The sequence below is a fragment of the Thiomonas sp. TH-17 genome, from assembly GCF_057473305.1.
In genome coordinates this window covers 1-16477 of sequence record NZ_JBYCKI010000078.1, presented here as the reverse complement: position 1 = coordinate 16477, position 16477 = coordinate 1, and the positions used below count along the sequence as shown (strand labels likewise).

General features: G+C 63.3%; 18 protein-coding genes. 14 read left to right on the top strand and 4 right to left on the bottom strand.

From position 1 onward, the window contains the following. Positions 1 to 56: 56 nt before the first annotated feature. From prpC to AC2VLV_RS05070, 3 genes are all read right to left on the bottom strand, one after another. On the bottom strand, positions 57 to 1220 hold the full coding sequence (gene prpC / locus AC2VLV_RS05080) for a bifunctional 2-methylcitrate synthase/citrate synthase (RefSeq protein WP_486988943.1): 1164 nt from the start codon (positions 1218 to 1220) through the stop codon (positions 57 to 59). 65 nt (positions 1221 to 1285) lie between these two features. Next, the gene (gene prpB / locus AC2VLV_RS05075; RefSeq protein WP_486988942.1) at positions 1286 to 2170 is read right to left on the bottom strand and encodes a methylisocitrate lyase; all 885 of its coding nucleotides are present in this window, start codon (positions 2168 to 2170) and stop codon (positions 1286 to 1288) included. A gap of 6 nt (positions 2171 to 2176) precedes the next feature. Continuing rightward, on the bottom strand, positions 2177 to 3163 hold the full coding sequence (locus AC2VLV_RS05070; RefSeq protein WP_486988941.1) for a malate dehydrogenase: 987 nt from the start codon (positions 3161 to 3163) through the stop codon (positions 2177 to 2179). A 233-nt stretch (positions 3164 to 3396) separates the two neighbouring features. Here AC2VLV_RS05070 and AC2VLV_RS05065 point away from each other — a divergent pair, with 233 nt between their 5' ends. From AC2VLV_RS05065 to gltA, 7 genes are all read left to right on the top strand, one after another. Further along, the gene (locus AC2VLV_RS05065; protein ID WP_486988940.1) at positions 3397 to 4248 is read left to right on the top strand and encodes a GntR family transcriptional regulator; all 852 of its coding nucleotides are present in this window, start codon (positions 3397 to 3399) and stop codon (positions 4246 to 4248) included. 167 nt (positions 4249 to 4415) lie between these two features. Further along, on the top strand, positions 4416 to 4829 hold the full coding sequence (gene sdhC, locus AC2VLV_RS05060) for a succinate dehydrogenase, cytochrome b556 subunit (protein ID WP_486988939.1): 414 nt from the start codon (positions 4416 to 4418) through the stop codon (positions 4827 to 4829). Position 4830: 1 nt separating this feature from the next. Beyond that, a complete protein-coding gene (gene sdhD, locus AC2VLV_RS05055) occupies positions 4831 to 5196 on the top strand; it encodes a succinate dehydrogenase, hydrophobic membrane anchor protein (protein WP_486988938.1) in 366 nt (121 codons plus the stop codon). Continuing rightward, complete coding sequence (gene sdhA / locus AC2VLV_RS05050) at positions 5197 to 6960, top strand: succinate dehydrogenase flavoprotein subunit (protein WP_486988937.1); 1764 nt, start codon at positions 5197 to 5199, stop codon at positions 6958 to 6960. It abuts the gene before it with no gap. 40 nt (positions 6961 to 7000) lie between these two features. After that, positions 7001 to 7717 carry a succinate dehydrogenase iron-sulfur subunit gene (locus AC2VLV_RS05045; RefSeq protein WP_486988936.1) on the top strand — a complete coding sequence of 239 codons (717 nt, stop codon included), beginning with the start codon at positions 7001 to 7003 and terminating at the stop codon, positions 7715 to 7717. 7 nt (positions 7718 to 7724) lie between these two features. Beyond that, positions 7725 to 7997: an FAD assembly factor SdhE gene (locus tag AC2VLV_RS05040; RefSeq protein ID WP_486988935.1), complete on the top strand. Its 273-nt coding sequence runs from the start codon at positions 7725 to 7727 to the stop codon at positions 7995 to 7997. Positions 7998 to 8081: 84 nt separating this feature from the next. Continuing rightward, positions 8082 to 9395, top strand: a complete 1314-nt coding sequence (gene gltA / locus AC2VLV_RS05035) for a citrate synthase (protein WP_486988934.1) — start codon at positions 8082 to 8084, stop codon at positions 9393 to 9395. Between the two features lie 82 nt (positions 9396 to 9477). On the opposite strand, the gene AC2VLV_RS05030 is transcribed toward gltA, so the two are convergent. Continuing rightward, positions 9478 to 10308 (bottom strand): helix-turn-helix transcriptional regulator, encoded by an 831-nt coding sequence (locus tag AC2VLV_RS05030; protein WP_486988933.1) that lies wholly within the window; start codon positions 10306 to 10308, stop codon positions 9478 to 9480. A gap of 144 nt (positions 10309 to 10452) precedes the next feature. Here AC2VLV_RS05030 and AC2VLV_RS05025 point away from each other — a divergent pair, with 144 nt between their 5' ends. From AC2VLV_RS05025 to AC2VLV_RS04995, 7 genes are all read left to right on the top strand, one after another. Continuing rightward, positions 10453 to 11217, top strand: a complete 765-nt coding sequence (locus AC2VLV_RS05025) for a class I SAM-dependent methyltransferase (RefSeq protein WP_486988932.1) — start codon at positions 10453 to 10455, stop codon at positions 11215 to 11217. A gap of 71 nt (positions 11218 to 11288) precedes the next feature. Next, positions 11289 to 12692, top strand: a complete 1404-nt coding sequence (leuC, locus tag AC2VLV_RS05020; RefSeq protein ID WP_486988944.1) for a 3-isopropylmalate dehydratase large subunit — start codon at positions 11289 to 11291, stop codon at positions 12690 to 12692. Between the two features lie 28 nt (positions 12693 to 12720). Then, positions 12721 to 12858 carry an entericidin A/B family lipoprotein gene (locus AC2VLV_RS05015; protein ID WP_486988931.1) on the top strand — a complete coding sequence of 46 codons (138 nt, stop codon included), beginning with the start codon at positions 12721 to 12723 and terminating at the stop codon, positions 12856 to 12858. Between the two features lie 49 nt (positions 12859 to 12907). Then, the gene (gene leuD, locus AC2VLV_RS05010) at positions 12908 to 13555 is read left to right on the top strand and encodes a 3-isopropylmalate dehydratase small subunit (RefSeq protein ID WP_486988930.1); all 648 of its coding nucleotides are present in this window, start codon (positions 12908 to 12910) and stop codon (positions 13553 to 13555) included. Positions 13556 to 13570: 15 nt separating this feature from the next. Further along, positions 13571 to 14650 (top strand): 3-isopropylmalate dehydrogenase, encoded by a 1080-nt coding sequence (gene leuB, locus AC2VLV_RS05005; RefSeq protein WP_486988929.1) that lies wholly within the window; start codon positions 13571 to 13573, stop codon positions 14648 to 14650. Positions 14651 to 14687: 37 nt separating this feature from the next. After that, positions 14688 to 15824: an aspartate-semialdehyde dehydrogenase gene (gene asd / locus AC2VLV_RS05000; protein WP_486988928.1), complete on the top strand. Its 1137-nt coding sequence runs from the start codon at positions 14688 to 14690 to the stop codon at positions 15822 to 15824. Between the two features lie 165 nt (positions 15825 to 15989). Then, positions 15990 to 16477 (top strand): type IV pilus assembly protein FimV (locus tag AC2VLV_RS04995; protein WP_486988927.1); only part of this gene is annotated, 488 nt, incomplete at its 3' end.

Here is a 16477-nt window from a genome sequence, read left to right as displayed (position 1 = left end):
GTCGAGGCGAGCGACAAGCCGGGCGCGTGGGCATGGCGAGAAGTGCGCGGGACGAGTCAAGGACGCTGTGCGAGCGGCACGAACTGCAAATTTTCCGGGCCAGTGTAATTCGCGCTGGGTCGAATAATCTTGTTGTCCTGTCGCTGTTCCACCACATGCGCGCTCCAGCCGCTGGTGCGCGAAATCACGAACAGCGGGGTGAACATGGCGGTGGGCACACCCATGAGGCTGTAGCTCACGGCGCTGAACCAGTCGAGGTTGGGGAACATTTTTTTCACGTCCCACATCACCGTCTCGAGACGTTCGGCCACGTTGAACAGATGCATGTTTTTCTGGTCGGCTGAAAGCCGCCGGGCGACTTCCTTGATGACCTTGTTGCGCGGATCGGCGATGGTGTAGACCGGATGGCCGAAGCCGATGACGACTTCCTTGTTGGCCACGCGCTCGCGGATATCGGTCTCGGCTTCGTCGGGGCTGGCGTAGCGCCGCTGAATGTCGAGCGCCGCTTCGTTGGCGCCGCCATGCTTGGGGCCGCGCAGGGCGCCGATGGCGCCGGTGATGGCACTGAACAGGTCGCTGCCCGTTCCGGCGATGACGCGGGCCGTGAAGGTGGATGCGTTGAACTCATGCTCGGCGTAGAGGATGAGCGAGGTGTGCATCGCGCGTTCCCACAACGCGCTGGGCTTGTGACCGTGCAGCAGGTGCAGAAAATGGCCGCCTATGGAATCGTCATCGGTTTCAACGTCGATGCGGCGGCCGTTGGCAGCGTAATGCCACCAATACAGCAGCATCGAGCCCTGGCAGGCCATAAGCTTGTCGGCAATGTCGCGGGCACCGGCCACGTTGTGATCGTCTTTCTCGGGCATGACGCAGCCCAGCACGGAAACCCCGGTGCGCAGCACGTCCATCGGGTGGGCCGAAGGCGGGAGTTGCTCCAGCGCGGTTTTGACGGCGGCGGGCAGGCCGCGCAGACGGCGCAGCTTGGTCTTGTAGGCCGCGAGTTCTGCTGCATTCGGCAGTTTGCCGTGCACCAGCAAGTGAGCAATCTCTTCGAATTCGCAGGTCTCGGCCAGGTCGAGAATGTCGTAGCCGCGGTAGTGCAGATCGTTGCCGGTGCGTCCGACGGTGCACAGGGCTGTGTTGCCTGCGGTCACCCCGGAAAGCGCGACCGATTTTTTCGGCTTGAAGGTCATGCCAGCGGGGGCTGCGTCATCGCTCATGGGTTTGTCTCCTCGGTATTTATTTCAGTTTGCAGTTTGCGAATCGGATCACGCAAGCTTCAGGATTAGGGCTTGCCGGAAAAAATGGCGTCGAGCCGCTGCTCGTAGGCGTGATACCCGATGCTCTCGTACAACTCGGCGCGGGTCTGCATCAGCGGCACCACGGCCTTTTGCGTGCCCTCCCGCCGCAGGGTTTCATACACGGTCTGCGCCGCCTTGTTCATGGCGCGAAACGCTGAGAGCGGATAGAGCGCCATGGCCACGGCCGCGCTGCGCAGTTCATCGACGGTGAACAGCGGCGTGGCGCCGAACTCGGTGATGTTGGCCAGCAGCGGCACGCCGACGGCGGCGCCGAACTTGCGGTAGGTGTCGAGATCGAGAGCGGCTTCGGCGAAGATGGCGTCGGCCCCGGCTTCGGCGCAGGCGCGAGCGCGGGCGATGGCCGCGTCGAGTCCCTCGACGGCGATGGCGTCGGTGCGGGCGATGAGGTAGAAGTCGGGATCGGTACGGGCGTCCACCGCGGCCTTGATGCGATCGACCATTTCGCCGCTACTGACGATTTCTTTGCCGGGCCGGTGGCCGCAACGCTTGGCGCCCACCTGGTCTTCGATGTGCAGCGCTGCGGCGCCGAATTTGATGAGGCTTTTGACGGTGCGCGCAATGTTGAAGGCGCTGGGGCCGAAGCCGGTATCCACGTCCACTAGCAAGGGCAGATCGCAGACATCGGTGATGCGGCGCACGTCGGTGAGCACGTCATCGAGGGTGTTGATGCCCAGATCGGGCATGCCCAGGGAGCCGGCCGCCACGCCGCCGCCCGAGAGGTAGATGGCCTTGAAGCCTGCCCGCTGGGCCAGCAAGGCGTGGTTGGCGTTGATCGCGCCCACGATCTGCAGCGGGCTTTCCTGTTGTAGAGCGAGGCGGAAGCGCTCGCCTGCAGTGTGGGTCGTCATGGCCGTTCAGAGCAGGTGCTGCACGCCGGCCTTCTCTTCTTCGAGTTCGGCCAGGGTTTTGTTGATGCGCTCCTGCGAGAACGCGTCGATGGGCAGATCTCGCACCAGCTGGTATTCGCCGCCCGCGCAGGTGACCGGGAAGCCGAACATCGTCTGCTCGGGGATGCCGTAAGACCCGTCCGACGGAATGCCCATGCTGACCCACTTGCCGTTGGTGCCCAGCGCCCAGTCGTGCATGTGGTCGATGGCGGCGTTGGCGGCGGACGCGGCGGAACTCAGGCCGCGCGCCTCGATGATGGCCGCACCGCGCTTGCCCACGGTGGGCAGGAACACGTCGCTGTTCCAGACTGGGTCGTTGATCAGGTCTTTCACCGACTGGCCGCCGACGGTGGCGAAGCGGTAATCGGCGTACATGGTCGGGGAGTGATTGCCCCAGACGCAGACTTTTTCCAGATCGGCCACTGCCTTGCCGGTTTTGGCGGCGAGTTGGCTCAGTGCTCGGTTGTGATCCAGGCGCAGCATGGCGGTGAAGTTTTTCGCGGGAAGATCGGGGGCCGATTTCATCGCGATATAGGCATTGGTGTTGGCCGGATTGCCGACCACCAGCGTCTTGACCGTGCGGCTGGCCACGGCGTTGAGCGCCTTGCCCTGCGCCGTGAAGATTTGGGCATTGGCCGACAGCAGGTCGCGGCGCTCCATGCCGGGGCCGCGCGGGCGGGCGCCCACCAGCAGGGCATAGTCCACATCCTTGAAGGCGGTCATGGGGTCGCCGTGCGCGCTCATGCCCGCCAGCAGCGGAAAGGCGCAATCTTCAAGTTCCATCATCACCCCGCCCAGCGCCTTCTGGGCTTTTTCGTCAGGAATTTCCAGCAGTTGCAGAATCACCGGCTGGTCGGCGCCCAGCATCTGGCCAGAGGCGATGCGAAACAGTAGGGCATAGCCGATCTGGCCAGCGGCTCCGCTGACAGTCACACGTACGGGGGCTTTGGACATGGGGAAACTCCTGGATCGATAGGGGTTGATGGGGCAGGCGCGCTGCGTGAATACAACAACTCAGCAGAACAACACAGCAGGACAGCGCAGGGTGGTGACTCTTTGCGGCTCTTTGTGCGCCGCAGTATGCGAAAGAAGTGTAGGCCGGGGTCATCCGGGCGTCAATCACTCTTCTATCTTATATAAGATGTTTTTTATCAAAAGCTGGACAAGGCGGGGCGGCCTATGCTGCAATGCACGACATGATGGCTTCCCGCCCAGCCCCCAATCCAGCGCCCGAATTGCAGGTCGCCAATGTGTCCGAATCGGCATCCAAATTGGCGCCCAGACCGATGCCCGGCGCTGCGGCCAACCCGAGCTTCAGTCCTTTGTATCGGCAAATCAAGGGCTTGATTACGCGCAGCCTGCAACAGGGTGATTGGAAGCCGGGAGAACTCATCCCCAGCGAAGCCGACCTGGCGCGGCGCTTCGGCGTCAGCCAGGGCACCGTGCGAAAGGCGGTCGATGAGCTCGCAGCCGAGGGTCTGCTGCTGCGACGCCAAGGGCGCGGCACGTTCGTCTCCACGCATCATGAGGAGCGGGTGAAATTCCGCTTCCTGCGCATCGTGCCCGATGCCGCGGCTGACGGCGTGCGCCCTTTGCCGCAGCCCATGGAGCGGCAATTTCTGGAGTGCAAGCGCACCCGCGCCTCACAAGAGGTGGCGCGCACCCTGGGCATCAAGGTCGGCGAGAGCGTGACGCAGATTCGTCGCTTGCTGCTGCTGGCAGGCGAGCCCGTGGTGTACGAAGATATTTACCTGCCCGGCCTAGCGTTTCGCGGTCTGACCGCAGAGCGGCTGGAAAGTTACCGCGGCCCGCTCTACGCGCTGTTCGAGTCCGAGTTTTCCACCCGGATGGTGCGGGCGGAAGAAAAGCTGCGTGCGGTGAACGCCAGCGCGCAGGAAGCGCAACTTCTGCGGGTGCGCGAGGCGGAAGCCTTGCTACTCGTCGAACGGCTGTCATTCAGTTATGGTGAACTGCCTGCGGAATACCGCCGCGGGCTTTACAACACGAGGCATCATCACTATCGCAATGAATTGAATTAGCGACCCCGAACGCGTTGCAGTTGTCGGCCCGACCCACCGGCCGTTTTGCTGCGATGCAATAAACTTCAAAACAAAAAGCAGCATTCGTTCGTGCATCTACCGCTTGCCGGGTTGATGCACCGACCCGAAAACCTGCGATAACAACCGATCACAACGAGGACAGTGTCATGACAAAGCCTGCTTCGCCACCGGCCCGGCCGGTTTACCGCAACATCCATATCAGCCAGATCGCGGGCTACCGCTTGCCGTTGGCGGGCCTGGTTTCCATCTTGCACCGGATCAGTGGTGCGGTGATGTTTTTGGCCCTGCCGCTGGTGCTCTGGGCCTTCGATGACAGTTTGCGCAGCGCCGACAGTCATGCGGCCATCGCGCAATTTCTTTCGCACTGGTTCGTCAAGCTCATTCTGCTCGGGCTGTTCTGGGCGCTGATGCATCACCTCGTCGCCGGTGTGCGGCATTTGTGGATGGATGCGTTCCATGCCGTGAGCAAGGCGCAGGGCTTGCAACTGGCCCTCATTACCTTCTCGGTGTCATTGGGCCTGACCGCGCTATTCGGCCTCAAGCTGCTGGGGGTGTACTGACATGGCTGCCGACAAGATTGGAAACAAGCGCCTGGTCGTCGGCGCGCACTACGGCCTGCGTGACTGGATGGCGCAGCGCGTCACTGCCGCCGTCATCGCGGTGTTCACCCTGGTGCTGCTGGTCTATTTCCTTGCGCCCGGCCCGCTGAGCTACGACCGCTGGCACGGCCTGTTCGCGCAGCAGTGGATGAAGCTCCTGACTTTCGTGACCGTGCTGGCGCTGATCTATCACGTCTGGGTGGGCATGCGCGACATCTGGATGGATTACGTCAAACCGGTGAGCGTGCGACTGCTGCTGCAGATCGGCACCATTCTGTGGCTATTGGCTTGCGCGGGCTGGGCCCTGCAAGTGTTGTGGAGAGCGTAAATGCAGGTCAGCAACCGAAAATTCGATGTAGTGGTGGTGGGGGCAGGCGGCTCCGGGATGCGCTGCGCCCTGCAACTGGCACGCGCCGGGCTGGACGTCGCGGTGCTCTCCAAGGTGTTCCCGACGCGCTCGCACACGGTGGCGGCGCAGGGCGGGGTGGCCGCCTCCCTGGGCAATATGAGCGAGGACGACTGGTACTGGCACATGTTCGATACCGTCAAGGGCTCGGACTATCTGGGTGACCAGGACGCCATCGAGTTCATGTGCCGCGAGGCGCCCAATGCGGTGTATGAGCTCGAACATTTCGGCATGCCCTTCGACCGCAACCCCGACGGCACCATTTATCAACGACCGTTTGGCGGCCATACCGCCAACTTCGGCGAGAAGGCCGTGCAGCGCGCCTGCGCCTCGGCCGACCGCACCGGTCATGCCATGCTGCACACGCTCTATCAGCAGAACGTGGAGGCCCGCACCCATTTCTTCGTGGAATGGATGGCGCTCGATCTGATTCGCGATGCCGAGGGCGACGTTCTCGGGGTGGTCGCGCTCGAAATGGAAACGGGCGACGTGACGATTTTCGAGGGCAAGGCCACGGTGCTGGCCACCGGCGGAGCAGGGCGCATCTTCGCCGCGTCGACCAATGCCTTCATCAACACCGGAGACGGCCTGGGCATGGCCGCGAGGGCGGGCCTTCCGCTGCAGGACATGGAGTTCTGGCAGTTCCATCCCACCGGCGTGGCCGGTGCCGGCGTGCTGATCACCGAGGGCGTTCGCGGCGAGGGAGGCATTCTGCTCAACGCCAATGGCGAGCGCTTCATGGAGCGTTACGCCCCGACCTACAAAGACCTGGCGCCGCGCGATTTTGTCTCGCGCTCGATGGATCAGGAGATCAAGGAGGGGCGTGGCGCCGGGCCGCGCAAGGATCATGTGCTGCTCAAGCTCGATCACCTGGGCGCCGAAACCATCATGAAGCGGCTGCCCTCCATCCGCGAAATCGCCATCCGCTTCGCCAACGTCGATCCGATCAAGGAGCCCATTCCCGTGGTGCCCACGATTCACTACCAGATGGGCGGCATCCCGGCGAACATCCATAGCCAGGTGGTCATGCCGCAGGGCGACGATCCCGCCGCCGTGGTGGGCGGGCTCTACGCCATTGGCGAATGCTCTTGCGTGAGCGTGCACGGCGCCAACCGCCTGGGCACCAACTCTCTGCTCGACCTGCTGGTGTTTGGCCGCTCGGCGGGCAACCATATCGTGAACAGCGGCATTCATCAGCGCAGCCACAAACCCCTGCCCAAGGACGCTGCCGACCGCTCGCTGGCGCGCCTTGCCCAGCTCGACGCCTCCAAGAGCGGGGACGGCAGCCATGTGGTGGCCGACGCCATCCGCGCGGCGATGCAGACGCATTGCGGCGTGTTCCGCACCGAAAAGCTCATGGCCGAGGGCGTGCAGGCTATTGCCGATATTGCGGGGCAGGTTGACCGTATCCATTTGAAAGACAAATCCAAGGTATTCAACACCGCGCGGATCGAGGCGTTGGAGGTCGACAACCTGATCGAAGTCGCCAAGGCCACCATGGTCTCGGCCGAAGCCCGCCAGGAAAGCCGTGGCGCGCACTATCACAACGATCACACCGAGCGCGATGACCAAGACTGGCTCAAGCACACCCTGTGGTGGCGCGAGGGCAGCCGCCTGAGCTACAAGCCGGTGAAGCTCAAGCCGCTGACCGTCGAGTCCTTCAAGCCCAAGGCCCGCACTTTCTGATGGATCAACAGCCTGCGCACGGCGGGCAAGAGGAGCGCACATGAACGACACGCGCAAGATGAAGTTTTCGATCTACCGCTACGACCCGGATAAAGACGCCAAGCCCTATATGCAGGACTATGAGGTGACGTTGCAGCACACCGACAAGATGCTGCTCGACGCCATCCAGCGCATCAAGTGGGAACTCGACGACTCCCTCTCCATCCGCCGTTCCTGCCGCGAAGGCGTGTGCGGATCGGATGCGATGAACATCAACGGCAAGAACGGTCTGGCCTGCATCACCAACCTGCTCACCCTCAAGGAGCCGGTGGTGCTCAAGCCCTTGCCCGGCCTGCCCGTCATCCGCGACCTGATCGTGGACATGACCCAGTTCTTCAACCAGTACCACTCGATCAAGCCTTATCTGGTCAACAACACCCCGCCGCCGGAAAAAGAGCGCCTGCAAAGTCCCGCCGAGCGCGAAGAGCTCAACGGCCTTTACGAGTGCATTCTTTGCGCGAGTTGCAGCACCAGTTGCCCGAGTTTCTGGTGGAACCCCGACAAATTTGTCGGTCCCGCAGGTCTTTTGCAGGCCTATCGATTCATCGCTGACAGCCGCGACGAAGCCACCGGCGAGCGCCTCGACAATCTCGAAGACCCCTACCGCCTGTTCCGCTGCCACACCATCATGAACTGCGTCGACGTATGCCCGAAAGAGCTGAACCCGACGATGGCGATCAGCAAGATCAAGGAGATGATGGTGCGCCGCGCTGTCTGAGCCTGCCATGCTGCAAGCGAATACCCCTGCAGACGCCGCCGACCTGTCCCGGCTGCGCTGGCGTGCGCGACGCGGCATGCTGGAGAACGATCTGATTTTGCAGCGCTATTTTGCCCAACGCGAAACGCCGCTCAGCAGCGAAGAGGTGGCGGCGCTTAACGCCCTGCTCGCCCTGGACGACAACACGCTCTTTGATCTTTTCATGCGCAAAACACCGCTCCCGGAAGATCTGGATTCGCCGCAGGTCCGGGACTTGCTTGACACCTTGCAGCGCTTGTGAGCCCGGCCCGTTCGTGGCTCGCGTCATTCCGTCCCCGGAGTACGGCTCCGGGAGCCCCACTACACAGTCCCCGGAGAATTGAAAATGACTCAAACAAGTGACAAAGCCACCCTGTCGTTCAGCGATGGCTCGCCCAGCATCGATCTACCGATCCACAAGGGCACCATCGGTCCGGACGTGATCGACATCCGCAAGCTCTACGGCCAGACCGGCAAGTTCACCTACGACCCCGGCTTTCTGTCCACCGCCTCCTGCAGTTCGGCCATCACCTATATCGACGGCGACAAGGGTGAACTGCTCTACCGCGGCTACCCCATCGACCAGATCGCCGTGCAGTGCGATTACATGGAAACCTGCTACCTCATTCTCTACGGAGAACTGCCCAACGAGACGCAGAAAGCCGACTTCAAGAAACGCATCACTCAGCACACCATGGTGAACGAGCAGATGCAGTTCTTCCTGCGCGGATTCCGCCGCGACGCCCACCCCATGGCCGTGCTCACCGGGCTGGTCGGCGCCATGTCGGCGTTCTACCCAGACTCGATCAATGTCAACGACCCCGAGCAACGCGACATCTCGGCCATCCGCCTCATCGCCAAGATGCCCACCCTGGTGGCCATGGCCTACAAGTACAACCAGGGTCAGCCCTATATGTACCCGCAGAACAAGCTGAGCTACGCGGCCAATTTCATGCGCATGATGTGGGCAACGCCCTGCGAAGACTACGAGCCCAACCCGGTGATCGAGCGCGCGCTCGACCGCATTTTCATCCTGCACGCCGATCACGAGCAGAACGCTTCCACCTCCACCGTGCGGCTGTGCGCCTCCAGCGGCACCAACCCCTTCGCGGCCATCGCTGCCGGCGTGGCCTGCCTGTGGGGCCCGGCGCACGGCGGCGCCAACGAAGCCTGCCTGAACATGCTCGACGACATTCAGGCCAAGGGCGGCGTGGCCAAGATCGGCGAGTTCATCAGCGAAGTCAAAGACAAGAATTCCTCGGTGCGGCTGATGGGCTTCGGCCACCGCGTTTACAAAAACTACGACCCGCGCGCCAAGCTCATGCGCGAGACCTGCCACGAAGTGCTCGACGCCCTGGGCCTGCACAACGATCCGCTGTTCAAGCTGGCGATGACGCTTGAAAAGATTGCGCTGGAAGACGACTATTTCATTGAGCGCAAGCTCTATCCCAACGTCGACTTCTATTCGGGCATCGTGCAGAAGGCCATCGGCGTGCCGGTGTCGCTGTTCACCGCCAACTTCGCGCTGGCGCGCACCGTGGGCTGGATCGCGCAGCTTAACGAAATGCTCACCGATCCCGAGTACAAGATCGGTCGTCCGCGTCAACTGTTCACCGGTTCGGTGCGCCGTGACGTCAAGCCCATCGCCGAACGGGGTTGAACGGGGGTTGAACGATCACGACACCTCCATCGATCTGTCAAGACCGCGCACTGCGCGGTCTTTTTTTCGACGGTCTCGGCCATCACGCCGTCGTGATCGGCAACAGCATCACCAGCTTGTAGTCCGGGTGGAGCGCCGCGCGCAGCGTCAGCTGCTCATAGACCAGGCGGCCGTGGCGGGGATGGAGAAAGCCCCTCTCGCCACCTTCGCGCTCCTGCACATCGCTGAGTTTCCAGAGGGCGTCGAATTCGGGGCTGCGTGCGCTCAACTCCTCGATCAATGCGCGCAGGGGCGGCGAGTGCAGGCGACCGCCGCAATCCGCCCGGAATTCCGCAACCAGGCGCTTGGACCGAACGGGCCAGTTCTCGATCAGCCCCCGGGCTTGGGGGTTGAAGAACAGAAAGCGAAACAGATTCGGGGGCTTTGCCGAGTCGGCCTCGGCGCTGTCGGCCTGCCAGTCGAGAAACAGATCGGCCGCGGGGGCATTGCCGGCCACCACGTCCCAGCGCTGATTCAGCACATAGGCCGGATGCCCCATCGCTTGCACACTGCGCAGCACGACATCAACCGCCTTGGGAGGCGCCGTGGGTTCACTCGGGTCGCGCCGTCGGGCCAGTTCGAAGAGGTAGGCCCGTTCGGCCGCACTGAGTTGCAGCGCCTGTGCCAGTCGCTCCAGCGTCTTGGCCGAGGCCGCGACAGAGCGGCCTTGTTCCAGCCAGGTGATCCAGGTGGCGCTGACGCCGCAGAGTGAGGCGAGCTCTTCGCGGCGCAATCCGGGCGCTCGCCGCCGCCCCGTCGCAGGCAGACCCGCGGCGGCAGGCGACAGACGATTGCGGTGCAGACGGATGAACTCGCCCAGAAGGCGATTGCCCTGAGCGGGATTTCCAGAGCGGGTGGCTGAGAGCGGCGGCATAGTGGCTTTCACGAAGGCGGGCCCCAGAACCTTTTCAAACGCTAGGCTGGTGGCTTCTTATACCAGGATATTTTGTCATCTTGTACCAGGAAAAATGCCGGGCTATCTTTGCCCCATCGTCTTTGCAAGGCTTTGGAGCACCCCATGAAACAGCATGCTTTGGCCGCCCATCAGTTCGGCGCCACCGCCGCCGCCTACCTCACCAGCACCGTGCATGCGCAGGGGCAAGACCTGCAGCGCCTTGCCGCGATGGTGCAGAAGGAGCACCGCTGCCGGGCACTCGATCTCGGTTGCGGGGCCGGACACGCCAGCTTCGCCCTGGCGGCCGCGGGCGCGCAGGTCACCGCCTTGGATCTGTCGCCCGCGATGCTCGCCATCGTGGCGCAAGAGGCGGCAACTCGCGGCCTGCACGATCTGCAGACTTGCCAGGGTCCGGCCGAAAAACTGCCTTTCGCCGATGCCAGCTTCGATCTGGTGGTCACCCGCTTTTCAGCGCATCACTGGCCCGATGTGCCTGCCGCATTGCGCGAAATGCGCCGGGTTATCAAGCCGCAGGGCGCGCTGGTCATCATCGACGTCGTGGCCCTGGAGTCGCCGCTGTGCGACACCCTGCTGCAGACGGTGGAGATATTGCGCGACGCCTCGCATGTGCGCGATTACCGCGCTTCCGAGTGGAGCGCCATGCTGCAGCAGGCCGGCTTTGCCGCGCCCGTCGCGGACGGCTGGAGTCTGACCATGGAATTCGCCTCGTGGGTCGCGCGCATGCGCACCCCGGAGCTGCGCGTGCAGGCCATCCGCGACGTGTGGGCGCAGGCGCCGCAGGAGGCGCGCGAGGCGATGCGCGTTCAGCCCGATGGATCGTTCGATCTGTCGGTGGCGTGGCTGCAAACCCAGCCGAGCACGGCGTGAAGCGCGCCAACTAAAATCAACCTTTCATGACAAGTCTTGCGCGCGCCGCGAACAAGACGCAGGAGAAACCGATGGGCCGAACGCTGTACGACAAATTGTGGGACGAGCATGTGGTGCGCACCGAAAGCGACGGCACCGCGCTGCTTTACATCGACCGCCATCTGGTGCATGAAGTCACCAGCCCGCAGGCCTTTGAAGGGCTACAGCTCGCGGGCCGCAAAGTCTGGCGGGTGAGTGCGAATCTGGCCGTGGCCGATCACAATGTGCCCACGACCGATCGCGCCGGGGGCATTGCCGACCCGATTTCGCGTTTGCAGGTCGATACGCTCGACGCCAACTGCGCCGCCAATGGCATCACCGAGTTCCGCATGAACGACCGCCGCCAGGGCATCGTGCATGTCATCGGCCCGGAGCAGGGCGCTACCCTGCCGGGCATGACGGTGGTCTGCGGAGATTCGCACACCAGCACCCACGGCGCTTTCGGCGCGCTGGCCTTTGGCATCGGCACCAGTGAAGTCGAGCATGTGCTGGCCACGCAAACCCTGCTCGCGCCCAAGATGAAGAACATGCTGGTGCGCATGGACGGGCCGCTGCCTGTGGGGTGCCGCGCCAAAGACATCGCGCTGGCCGTCATTGGCAAGATTGGTACCGCCGGGGGCACCGGCTACACCATCGAGTTCGGCGGCAGCACCATCGCCGCGCTCAGCATGGAAGGCCGCATGACTCTGTGCAATATGGCGATCGAGGCGGGTGCGCGCGCCGGGCTGGTGGCCGTGGACGACACGACGATCAACTATGTGCGCGGCCGCCCCTTCGCGCCCACAGGCGTGGCTTGGGACATGGCGGTGCAGTACTGGCGCGGCCTGCATTCCGACGCCGACGCGAAGTTCGACCGCGTGGTCGCGCTCGACGCGCGCGAACTGGTGCCGCAAGTCACCTGGGGCACTTCGCCCGAAATGGTGCTGCCCATCGACGCCCGCGTGCCCGATCCCGACAAAGAAAAAGATGCCAACAAACGCTCGGCGATGGAGCGTGCACTGACCTATATGGGCCTGGAGCCGAACAAGGCCATTGCCGATATCCGCATCGACAAGGTCTTCATCGGCTCCTGCACCAACTCGCGCATCGAAGACCTGCGCGACGCGGCGCAGGTGGTGGCCGGACGGCATATTGCGGCGAATGTGCGGCAGGCGCTCGTGGTGCCGGGCTCGGGGTTGGTGAAGGCGCAGGCCGAAGCCGAAGGGCTGGACAAGATTTTCAGGGCCGCCGGTTTTGAATGGCGCGAGCCCGGCTGCTCCATGTGTCTGGCGATGAACGCCGACCGTCTGGAGCCGGGTGAGCGCTGCGCCTCCACCTCCAATCGCAACTTCGAAGGTCGGCAGGGGGCGGGCGGGCGAACCCATCTGGTCAGCCCGGCCATGGCCGCGGCCGCCGCCGTGGCCGGGCATTTTGTCGATGTGCGCAAGCTGTCATGATTTGCCCCACTTTTTTCAGGAGATCGAAATGAAACCTCTGCTGTCCCTTCTTCTGCTCGCCGCCGCGCTGCTGTCGCTGACCGCCTGCAATACCGTGGCCGGTGTGGGCCAGGATCTCAAGGCAGGTGGCCAGGCCATCACCAACGCGGCTGACAAGTCGAAATAACACCCGAACACCGCGGCAACGCGGCAACGCGGCAACGCGGAAGGACACCATGGAAAAATTCGTCGTCCACAAGGGACTGGTCGCGCCGATGGATCGCGACAATGTCGATACCGACGCCATCATCCCCAAGCAGTTCCTGAAGTCGATCCGTCGCAGCGGCTTCGGCCCGAATCTGTTTGACGAGTGGCGTTATCTCGATCATGGCGAGCCGGGGCAAGACCCCGCCTCGCGCAAGCCCAATCCCGACTTCGCGCTCAACCAGCCCCGCTATGCGGGGGCGAGCATTCTGCTGGCGCGCGACAACTTCGGTTGTGGCTCGTCTCGCGAACATGCGCCCTGGGCGCTGCAGCAATATGGCTTTCGCGCGCTGATCGCCAGCAGCTACGCCGACATCTTCTACAACAACTGCTTCAAGAACGGCGTGCTGCCGATTGTGTTGTCGAAGGCGCAGGTGGCCCGGCTGTTCGACGAACTCTATGGTTTCGTCGGCTACACGCTGACCATCGATCTGCCGCGGCAGGTGGTGGTCAAGCCCGATGGCAGCGAGATGGCCTTCGAGGTGGGCGACTTCCGCAAGCACTGTCTGATCAACGGGCTCGACGACATCGGCCTCACCCTCGGCCATGCCCAGGACATTCGTGCCTTTGAAGCCGAGCGCCTGGTCCGCATGCCCTGGCTCGACAACCGCATCCTTTAACGCAAGCTCCCACTTATGAAAATCGCCGTATTGCCCGGAGACGGAATCGGGCCTGAAATCATTGCCGAAGCCGTCAAGGTGCTCCAGCGCGTTGCGCAAGACGGTTTCGACTTCACCTTCGAATTTGCCGACGTTGGCGGCGCGGCCTATGCCGCCAGCGGCCATCCCTTGCCCGAGGCCACTCTGAATCTGGCCAAGTCGGCCGACGCGGTGCTGTTCGGCGCGGTGGGCGACTGGAAGTACGACACTCTGGAGCGGCACCTGCGCCCCGAGCAGGCCATTCTGGGCTTGCGCAAAAACCTCGGTCTGTTCGCCAATCTGCGTCCGGCCATTCTGTACGCCGAACTGGCCGATGCCTCCAGCCTGAAGCCCGAAGTGGTGTCGGGACTGGACATTCTCATCGTGCGCGAATTGACGGGCGACATCTACTTCGGTCAGCCGCGCGGACGGCGCACCGCGCCCGACGGCGCCTTCGCCGGCCAGCCCGAAGCCTTCGACACCATGCGCTACAGCCGCCCGGAAATCGAACGTATTGCGCATGTGGCGTTCAAGGCGGCGCAGGGCCGCAACAAGCGCCTGACCAGCGTGGACAAGGCCAATGTGCTGGAGACCTTCCAGTTCTGGAAAGACATCGTCACCGAAGTTGGCCAGCAGTACCCTGACGTGCAGCTCGACCATATGTATGTGGACAACGCCGCGATGCAGCTCGTCAAGGCGCCGAAAAAATTCGACGTCATCGTCACCGGCAATATGTTCGGCGACATCCTCAGCGACGAGGCCTCGATGCTCACCGGCTCCATCGGCATGCTGCCGTCGGCGTCGTTGAACGAAAAGGGACAGGGCTTGTATGAACCGAGCCACGGCAGCGCGCCGGACATCGCCGGTCAGGGTATCGCCAATCCGCTGGCGACGATCCTGAGCGCGGCCATGATGTTGCGGCATTCCCTGGGGCTGGCCGAGCAGGCCGACCGCATCGAGGCCGCCGTGCAGAAGGCGCTCGCGCAGGGCTTGCGCACACCGGACATTCACGCACCGGGTACGCAAAAAGTCAGCACCGCGCAAATGGGCGACGCGGTGGTCGCCGCGCTGGGTTGAGCGCGAAGATTCAAAACAACACACAACGGAACGGATGATGGCAACGACTTTGGTGGGTTTGGTGGGATGGCGCGGCATGGTGGGCTCGGTGCTGATGCAACGCATGCGCGAAGAGGGTGATTTCGACCTGATCGAACCGCTGTTCTTCAGCACCAGCAACGCGGGCGGCAAGGCTCCGGTGGAAGCGAAGAGCGAAACCACGCTGCAGGACGCACACGATCTGGAGCAGCTTCGCCGCTGCGACATCATCCTCACCGCGCAGGGGGGCGACTACACCACGGCGGTGTTCGACAAGCTGCGCGCCTCCGGCTGGAAAGGGCACTGGATCGACGCCGCCTCAACCCTGCGCATGCGCGACGACTGCATCATCATTCTCGACCCGGTGAACCGTCCCGTCATCGATGCGGCCCTGGCGAAGGGCGGCGCCAACTGGATCGGCGGCAACTGCACCGTGAGCTGCATGCTCATGGGCGTGGGTGCGCTCTACAAGGCGGGCCTGGTGGAGTGGATGACCAGCATGACCTATCAGGCGGCCTCGGGCGGCGGCGCGCAGCACATGCGCGAACTGCTCACGCAGTTCGGCACGCTCAACGGTTCGGTCCGGGCGCTGCTGGACGACCCGGCTTCGGCCATTCTGGCCATCGACCGCGATGTGCTGGCTCAGCAAAAGGCGCTCGACGCAGCACAGACTCAGCACTTCGGCGTGCCCTTGGCCGGCAGCCTGATTCCCTGGATCGACAAGGATCTGGGCAATGGCGTGTCGCGCGAAGAGTGGAAGGGCGGCGCCGAGACCAACAAGATCCTCGGGCAAGGCGCGGGATTCGGCGCGACGGCCATCCCGGTTGATGGTTTTTGCGTGCGCGTCGGCGCCATGCGCTGCCACAGTCAGGCGCTGACTTGCAAGCTCAAGCAAGACGTGCCGCTCGACGAAATCGAAGGCATGATCGCGGCCGATAACGACTGGGTTCAGGTCGTACCCAACGAGCGCGAAGCCACCCTGCAGCAACTCACCCCGGTGGCGGTGACCGGCACCATGCAGATCCCGGTGGGCCGCCTGCGCAAGCTGGCCATGGGGCCAGACTATCTGGGCGCGTTCACCGTGGGCGACCAGTTGTTGTGGGGCGCGGCCGAGCCGCTGCGTCGCATGCTGCGCATCTTGCTTGAGCGTCATTGACTGCCGGGTTTCCACGGCAAGTCAGCCGAAATCGCCGGAATGCCACAGTTGCCGGGCTTGAGCCCGCCTGACTTGGCGCATCAACTTGTCAGCCTAATTTGTTGATGATATGGTGAAATTTGACGCAATTTACTTCTGCAGCCGCAGAGGAAATGCGCACTCGACATGATCAAAAATTGGGGGGCAGCCGACATGCTGCGACAGAACACTCGACGTCTGGCCCTGGCAATTGCCTTGGGCGCAACTGCTGGTCAGGCCTATGCATTCGGCCTTGGGGGTATCAAGGTGCAATCCGCCTTGGGCCAGCCCCTGAGGGCGGAAATCGACATTACCCAGATCAGCGCTGACGAGGCGTCTTCGCTGCAGGTGGGTGTTGCTCCGCCCGATGCGTTTCAGGCCGCCAAGCTGCATTACAGCAGTGCGCTGTCGGGCGTGCGGATCAAGCTCGAACGCAGTCCGGAAGGGCGCGCCTATCTGCGCGTCACGTCCAACAGCCCGATCAACGAACCCTTTCTCGATCTGCTGATCCGTGCGCAATGGGCCAATGGCCAGTTGAGCCGCGACTACACCCTGCTGCTCGATCCGCCCAATTTCCAGAGCACTCCCACACCGACTCAGGTGCCGGTGCAGACTGCCGCACCGTCACCCGCGCC

What these genes read in the sequence shown, in the direction of transcription:
- prpC (WP_486988943.1), bottom strand. Translation starts at nt 1,220, where the DNA reads ATGAGCGATGACGCAGCCCCCGCTGGCATGACCTTCAAGCCGAAAAAA.
- prpB (WP_486988942.1), bottom strand. Translation starts at nt 2,170, where the DNA reads ATGACGACCCACACTGCAGGCGAGCGCTTCCGCCTCGCTCTACAACAG.
- AC2VLV_RS05070 (WP_486988941.1), bottom strand. Translation starts at nt 3,163, where the DNA reads ATGTCCAAAGCCCCCGTACGTGTGACTGTCAGCGGAGCCGCTGGCCAG.
- AC2VLV_RS05065 (WP_486988940.1), top strand. Translation starts at nt 3,397, where the DNA reads ATGCACGACATGATGGCTTCCCGCCCAGCCCCCAATCCAGCGCCCGAA.
- sdhC (WP_486988939.1), top strand. Translation starts at nt 4,416, where the DNA reads ATGACAAAGCCTGCTTCGCCACCGGCCCGGCCGGTTTACCGCAACATC.
- sdhD (WP_486988938.1), top strand. Translation starts at nt 4,831, where the DNA reads ATGGCTGCCGACAAGATTGGAAACAAGCGCCTGGTCGTCGGCGCGCAC.
- sdhA (WP_486988937.1), top strand. Translation starts at nt 5,197, where the DNA reads ATGCAGGTCAGCAACCGAAAATTCGATGTAGTGGTGGTGGGGGCAGGC.
- AC2VLV_RS05045 (WP_486988936.1), top strand. Translation starts at nt 7,001, where the DNA reads ATGAACGACACGCGCAAGATGAAGTTTTCGATCTACCGCTACGACCCG.
- AC2VLV_RS05040 (WP_486988935.1), top strand. Translation starts at nt 7,725, where the DNA reads ATGCTGCAAGCGAATACCCCTGCAGACGCCGCCGACCTGTCCCGGCTG.
- gltA (WP_486988934.1), top strand. Translation starts at nt 8,082, where the DNA reads ATGACTCAAACAAGTGACAAAGCCACCCTGTCGTTCAGCGATGGCTCG.
- AC2VLV_RS05030 (WP_486988933.1), bottom strand. Translation starts at nt 10,308, where the DNA reads ATGCCGCCGCTCTCAGCCACCCGCTCTGGAAATCCCGCTCAGGGCAAT.
- AC2VLV_RS05025 (WP_486988932.1), top strand. Translation starts at nt 10,453, where the DNA reads ATGAAACAGCATGCTTTGGCCGCCCATCAGTTCGGCGCCACCGCCGCC.
- leuC (WP_486988944.1), top strand. Translation starts at nt 11,289, where the DNA reads ATGGGCCGAACGCTGTACGACAAATTGTGGGACGAGCATGTGGTGCGC.
- AC2VLV_RS05015 (WP_486988931.1), top strand. Translation starts at nt 12,721, where the DNA reads ATGAAACCTCTGCTGTCCCTTCTTCTGCTCGCCGCCGCGCTGCTGTCG.
- leuD (WP_486988930.1), top strand. Translation starts at nt 12,908, where the DNA reads ATGGAAAAATTCGTCGTCCACAAGGGACTGGTCGCGCCGATGGATCGC.
- leuB (WP_486988929.1), top strand. Translation starts at nt 13,571, where the DNA reads ATGAAAATCGCCGTATTGCCCGGAGACGGAATCGGGCCTGAAATCATT.
- asd (WP_486988928.1), top strand. Translation starts at nt 14,688, where the DNA reads ATGGCAACGACTTTGGTGGGTTTGGTGGGATGGCGCGGCATGGTGGGC.